Annotated in this window: 6 protein-coding genes; all 6 read right to left on the bottom strand. The window is 70.3% G+C overall.

Features of this window, described 5'->3' with window-relative positions:
- Positions 1–18: 18 nt before the first annotated feature.
- Positions 19–831 (bottom strand): creatininase family protein, encoded by an 813-nt coding sequence (locus G6018_RS04945; protein WP_182638950.1) that lies wholly within the window; start codon positions 829–831, stop codon positions 19–21.
- Positions 828–2,156 (bottom strand): FAD-binding oxidoreductase, encoded by a 1,329-nt coding sequence (locus G6018_RS04940; RefSeq protein ID WP_182610658.1) that lies wholly within the window; start codon positions 2,154–2,156, stop codon positions 828–830. Before G6018_RS04940 ends, G6018_RS04945 begins: the two co-directional genes overlap by 4 nt.
- Before the next feature lie 37 nt (positions 2,157–2,193).
- The gene (locus tag G6018_RS04935) at positions 2,194–3,375 is read right to left on the bottom strand and encodes an ABC transporter substrate-binding protein (RefSeq protein WP_182610657.1); all 1,182 of its coding nucleotides are present in this window, start codon (positions 3,373–3,375) and stop codon (positions 2,194–2,196) included.
- Positions 3,376–3,509: 134 nt separating this feature from the next.
- On the bottom strand, positions 3,510–4,460 hold the full coding sequence (locus G6018_RS04930; RefSeq protein ID WP_241731206.1) for an ABC transporter permease: 951 nt from the start codon (positions 4,458–4,460) through the stop codon (positions 3,510–3,512).
- Entirely contained in the window at positions 4,460–5,224 is a 765-nt protein-coding gene (locus tag G6018_RS04925; protein ID WP_182615979.1) for an ABC transporter ATP-binding protein, read from the bottom strand. Before G6018_RS04925 ends, G6018_RS04930 begins: the two co-directional genes overlap by 1 nt.
- Positions 5,221–6,182 (bottom strand): amidohydrolase family protein (locus G6018_RS04920; RefSeq protein ID WP_206685254.1); only part of this gene is annotated, 962 nt, incomplete at its 5' end. The genes G6018_RS04920 and G6018_RS04925, both read right to left, overlap by 4 nt.

The raw sequence follows: 6,182 nt of genomic DNA, 5'->3' as shown, positions 1-6,182 counted from the left end.
CGGGCAGTTCGGCGGCCGTCATCGCGCACCTCCCCCTGCGGCGACGGCGGAGAGGTCGGCGCCCCGGACTCCGCGCGCCGGGTCGAAGACCGCGATCTCCGCGAGCGCGCCGACGACGGTGGCCACGTGATCGGCCACCAGTCGTGCACCGGTGTCGGGGTCGGCGCCGGTGGGGTCGCCGATCACCCCGGTGTCGGACAGGTCATCGGCCAGCCAGCCGAACTTCACGGGGCCGGTGAACCCGATGTGCTGACACCCGGCCACTCCGGTGGGGATCCTGGCCTCGGCCACGGACATGTCGACGAGGTCCGTGCGCAGGTGGAGCATCATCGACGTCTCGGCCCACCCGGCGTGGATCCCCATGCCGAGTTCGGTGGGGCCGGGGTTGGCCCGACCGGCGTACAGGAAGGTCCGCAGGCCGCTGCGCCGGCGCAGTTCCCGCAGCGCCACCTCCAGCAGGGCGGAGTTGCCGCCGTGGCAGTTGACAAAGAGCACGCGGCCGAACCCGCTGGCGCTCAGTGCGGATCCGAGCTCACGGACCTGGGACAGCAGGGTGTCCGCGGTGATCCACATCGCCCCGGGGAACGAGGAGTGCTCGTCGCTCTTGGTGTACCCGAGGGCGGGCATGAGCCAGGCGTCGACCCCTGCTTCGACGCCCGCCACCGCGCGGGCGGCCACCTCCTCGGCCACGATCAGGTCGGTGGCCAGGGGAAGGTGGGGGCCGTGGGGTTCGATCGCACCGGCGGGGATGACGGCGACGGGATCGCCCCGGCCCACCCGCGCGGCCTCGACGGTGCTCAGGTCCGCATAGCGCCGGGCGGGCCCGATCATTCCTCCCACCGCCCGGGATTGAGCAGGCCGTGGGGGTCGGTCCGGGCCGCCAACGCCCGCACCTCCTCGGTTCCGTGGTCCACCCGGTACTGGTGCGGGGAGTGCACCCTCACGCCCAGCTCCTCCAGGACGGGCACTCCCGCGTAGGCGGCCTCCGGGTCGGTGTAGTGACCGTTGAGCATGCCGAACATTCGGCCGTGGCCGGCCTCGAGGTGCAGGGTTCCGCCCGGATAGACGGCCTCGACCTCGTCCAACCGCTCCACCAGCGCGTCACCCTGGCATTCCATGTGGAACCACGTGTCCGGCTCCGCTTTCTGCAACCAGTGGGTGGGGTGATTGTAGGACAGGGTCGAGACCTTGATGGACTCGTTGACCCCCTTGCGCACCGCTTCCACCACTCCCCCGGCACCGGTGACCAGGGCGCTCACCTCGTCCACGACGGAGGCCTCGACGATCGCGCGCAGACTCGCGCGGCCGGGCGGGATGGCCTCGTCGGGCGGTAGGCACCCGGCCACGTGGGCGCCATCGGCCGAGCAGAGCCGCGGCGCAGGGTCGAGACGGTGGATGCGCGGGACCACGGAGAAGGCGTCGTGGTGATCGTCGAAGCTGGCGTAGAGGCAGCGCCAGTCCTGCAGGGGTTCGATCCTCACGGTGGCGCGGACGATGATCCCCGCGACCCCGTAGGTGTGCACGAACGGCTGGGCGTCCTCCCCGGTCAGGTGCACGATCTCGGCGTCGGGGTGGGCGTAGACCACGTCGAGCGCCTCGACGAACCCCTCGTGGTTGCGGCCGTGCACGATCGTTCCGGTCCCTGCGGACCCCCCGGCCAGGAAGCCCCCCAGCGTGGACTGCACGGTCGAGGGATACATCCACAGCTGGGAGTCGTCGCGTGCGAGCCGCTTCTCCAGGCTCATCATGCGGACGCCTGCCTCGGCGGTGACCGTCCCGGCCTCCGGGTCCACGTCGTCGATGCCCCTCAGGGCGGTCAGGTCCAGCACGAGACCACCGTGCAGCGGCACCACCTGCCCGTAGTTGCCGGTGCCCTTTCCCCGTGAGGTGATGGGGACCCCGCGGCGGACCGCCGCGCGGACGATCGGCGGGACCTGCTCGACACTCGTGGGCCGAACCACCACCTCGGGGCGGCCGATCGGCCACTGCGCACGCAGGATCGGGCTGAGATACGAGCCGTCCTGTGAGGCCTTGTCGAGGCTGCGGTCGTCGGTGAGGACGAGCTCCGGGCCGAGCAGGTCACTCAGATCCTCGACGAGTCCGGCCACGTCCGGGGCCGTGGGAGCCGTCGGCGACGCCGTCTGGGTCTCGCTCACTGGGGTGCCTTCCTGAATCGGGTGGTCACTGGGGGGATCAGTTCATCCCGATGGCCGGGTCGATGAACCGGTTGGTCGCGATGGTCTCCGGTGCAACGTCCTCGGCGATCGCGACGTCGGCGGCCTCGTAGATGCCCGTGACCATCCCGACGATGTCGGCCAGTCGTTCCTCGTCGAAGTTGCCGACCGTCGAGTCGGGACCGTTGCCGACGATCTCCCGGTCGAGCATGGCCTCGACGGCGAAGTCGGCCAGCTCGGAGCTGTAGACCCAGCCGGTGTTGAACTGCTCGACGGCGTCGACGATCACCGCGTTGGTGCGATCCGGGTCCGCGAAGTACTCGACCTCGGCCTGCTGCAGGACCGGAACGAGCATCTCCAGGCACGCGGAGTTGTCCTCGAGCTCGGCCGAGCGCACCGCCATCATGGACTTGTAGATCGGGTACCCGGTGTCGTGGAGCAGCTCGTAGGCCACGGGCTTACCCCACTCGGCGACCTCGTTCTCGTAGATGAACGGCTCGGCGCTGGCGTAACCCTGTTGCGCGACCGACCCGCCGGCCGCCACGAAGTTGGACGGCGACCCGTCGTAGCTGCCGTCGACCTGCTCGGGGTCCAGGATGCCCTCACCGGTGAGGTAGTCCATGTACGCGTTGCCCTCGAAGTACAGGACTCGGGTCCCCTCGTCCTTGAGGTCGGCGATCCGCGCCACGTCGGGGTAGGTCTCCGGGTCCCACATGATCATCTGCGGGTTGATGTCCAGCGGCGCGAACACCCCGATCGTCGGATTGTTGAGCGAGTTCTGCACGGCCTGGTCGGAGTCCACGTAGCCGAGCATGATGTCGGTGTCCTGGTACATCTGCGCGGTGACCTGCTGGAAACCGATTGCCGGGCCACCGGTGCGGATCTCCACGTCCACCCCGGTGTACTCCCCCGAGGCGAACAGCGGGCCCGAGACGGCCTTGGCGCCCGCGTCGATAGTGGGTTCCGGGCCCAGCAGCTCGTAGAGGTGTCCGTGCTCGGCCTCCGGGTTCCAGTCGGTCTGGACGACCACGGTGGCGGGGCAGCTCTCGCTGAGGTCGACGGCCCCGATCTCACCGCTGTATCCGGACGCCGCCTCGGCGGACTCGGAATCGGAACCACCACAGGCGGTCAGTGTGGCGGCTCCGAGGGTGCACAGGGCGGCCACGGAGAGCACGGTCCTGGTGGTGTGGGTGCGGCGCATCTGGGTCTCCTCCCGGGGGCCGGATCAGGCCTCCCGTATTGACGTGATCAATATCTATAGTGAAGCGGTGCTACGTTTCGGTTGTGTTGCCGGTCGGGCAGATGTGGGTTACGGCCGGGGCGAGACTCTCGCCATCACCGCTGGTCGTCGGCGTTGTACCACCGCCCCACCACCTTGCGGGAGAGTAACCCGAAGGCCAGGAACACGGCCACACCGAGCAGCGAGGCGAGCAGGATGGAGGCGAACAGTTCCGGCGACTGCAGCCGCGCCCGATAGGTGTCGATGAGGATGCCGATCCCCGGGTCCCCCTGCTTGAAGAAGAAGTCGCCGACGATCGCCCCGACCACGGAGAGCCCTGCGGCCACCCGCAGGCCCTCGAACAGCGCGGGCAGCGCCGCCGGTGCCTCGAGTTTGCGAAGCACGGTCAGTCGGCCGGCGTGGTGAAGCCGGAAGAGCCTCCGCAGACCCGGGTCCACGGACTTGAGGCCGAACAGGGTGTTCGACACGATCGGGAACAATGCGATCAGCACGCAGACGAACACCCGCGCGGTGAACCCGAAACCGAACCAGAAGCCGATCAGCGGCACCAGCGCGAGGATCGGGATGCACTGCAGCACCACGGCGTACGGGAACAGCGAGCGCTCCGCCCACGTCTCCTGACTCATCAGGATCGCCCACACCACCCCGATCACGAACGCGATCGCCAGGCCGGTCAGGGCGACGACCGTCGTGCGACCCAACGCCTCGAGCATGGCCGGAAAATTGGGCCCGAGGAACCCGTCGGTGATCACGACGTGCGGCGGGGGCAGCAGGAAACGGCGGGCGGGTTCGAGCACGACGTAGCTGACGAAGTACCAGAGGGCCAGGCAGGCGGCCAGGACGACCAGCGGGCCGCCGATCCGCACGAGCGCCCCGTCCGCGGAGATCCGGCGCCGCCGCCCGGTCTCCGCCGAGGTGGGCGCGGTTACCGTGGTCGCCCCGCCCGGGGCCGGGGTGTCGGACCCGGGGTCCGCGTCGGGCTCGGCCGAGGTGCTGCCGGCCGAGGTGCTGCCGGCAGCGGTGGTGGTGGTGGTGGTGGTGTTCATCAGTGTGCCTCCTCCAGAGCCCGGGAAACCTCGCCGACGAGGTTGATGTAGTCGGCCGAGTACCGGACCTCGGGGTCGCGGGGGACGTCGAAGGGGACGTCGATGGTGTGGACGATGCGGCCGGGACGCCCGGACATGACGACGACCCGGGTGGACAGGTACACGGCCTCGGCGACCGAGTGGGTGATGAACAGTCCGGCGAACCGTTTGGCCGCGAACAGCTCCAGGAGCTCGTCACCGAGTCGCTGCCGCGTGATCTCGTCGAGGGCCCCGAACGGCTCGTCGAACAGGAACAGCTCGGGCTCCAGCGTCAGCGACCGGGCCAGCGACACCCGCATCTTCATCCCGCCGGACAGTTCTCGCGGCAGGGAGTGCTCGAAGCCGGTCAGCCCCACGAGGTCGATCGCCTCCTGCGCCCGCTGCCGCCGCTCGGCCTTGCCGATCCCGTCGAGCTCGGCGAGCATCTCGACGTTCTGGGCGACGGTGCGCCACGGCAGCAGCGTGGCGTCCTGGAAGACGTACCCCACCCGGTCGGTGCCGGTCTGCATGTAGCCGTCGGTATGGGTCGCCAGGCCGGAGGCCAGCCCGAGCAGTGTGGACTTGCCGCACCCGGAGGGTCCCACCACGCTGACGAACTCTCCGGCCCCCACGCGGAGATCCACGCCCTCGAGCGCGCGGGTGCCGTTGGGGTAGGTGACCCCGACGTCGGAGAAACCGAGTATCTCGGTACCCGGCCGGAGGACGGGGCGGGCTGGGGTCGTCATGGTGCCTCCTGGAGATCGGGCGGGTGGGTCGAGGCCTGTGTGAGGGTCGAGGTCTGTGTGAGGAAGGGGTCGACGAGGACGGACGCCCTCGCGGACACCATGCGGCCCGCGCGAAGCACGATCCGGTCCACGGGCGCGTCGGCGATCACGTCGTCGAGCCCGCTCGCGCGCACGAGCAGCAGATCTGCGCGGCGGCCGGGAGCGGGACCGGCGGGCGGCAATCCCATGACGTCGCGGGCGCCGTCGGTGACCAGGTGCCATGCGGTGTCCATGTCGAGGTGGGCAGCGATGACCAGCAGCATCGCCGTCTCGATCGCGTCGGAGCGGCCGACCGGGTTGAACGGGTCGCGCACGTTGTCCGCACCCGCGCCCACGGTGACGCCGCCGTCCAGCAGTGCCCGCACGGGGGGCAGCCCGCGCGGCGTGGACGTGCATTCCGCCCGCCCCTGGAGGTAGAGGTTGGTGACGGGCAGTGTCACCACTCCCACACCCGCGCCGCTCAGCGCGGTGGCAGCGGCCGACTGACCGGACGCGTCCATCGTGCCGATCCGGCAGCAGTGACCGGCCGTCCGGATTCGGCCCGGTTCCCACGAGGCCACCCGGTCGGTGAAGGCCGTGAGCATGCCGTGGTCGCCGTCGAGGAACTCGTCGACGTGCAGGTCCACGCCCACCCCGAGCTCTTCGGCCAGGTCGATCAACCTGTGTGTCTCCGCGGCGGTGTCGGGGGCGATGTGCGGGGCGCCACCGATGAGGTCGGCCCCGGCCGCGATCGCGTCGCGGGCCCGCTCGGCGGGGTCCTCATCGCGGACCATCACCGCGATCTGCAGGTCCAGCACGTCCGCGAGCTCGTCGCGCACCCGGACCATGGCCCGGACTCCGCGGAGCGGGTCACCCTCGCTGTGCAGATCCACATGGGTGCGCACCGCCGTGGTGCCGCTGGCCACCAGTCTCCGCGCCG

This window comes from Dietzia sp. DQ11-44 (genome assembly GCF_014145205.1).
GTDB classification, from domain to species: Bacteria; Actinomycetota; Actinomycetes; order Mycobacteriales; family Mycobacteriaceae; genus Dietzia; species Dietzia natronolimnaea.
The sequence above is the reverse complement of the archived record's forward strand: the minus strand, read 5'-3'. Positions and strand labels throughout refer to the sequence as shown.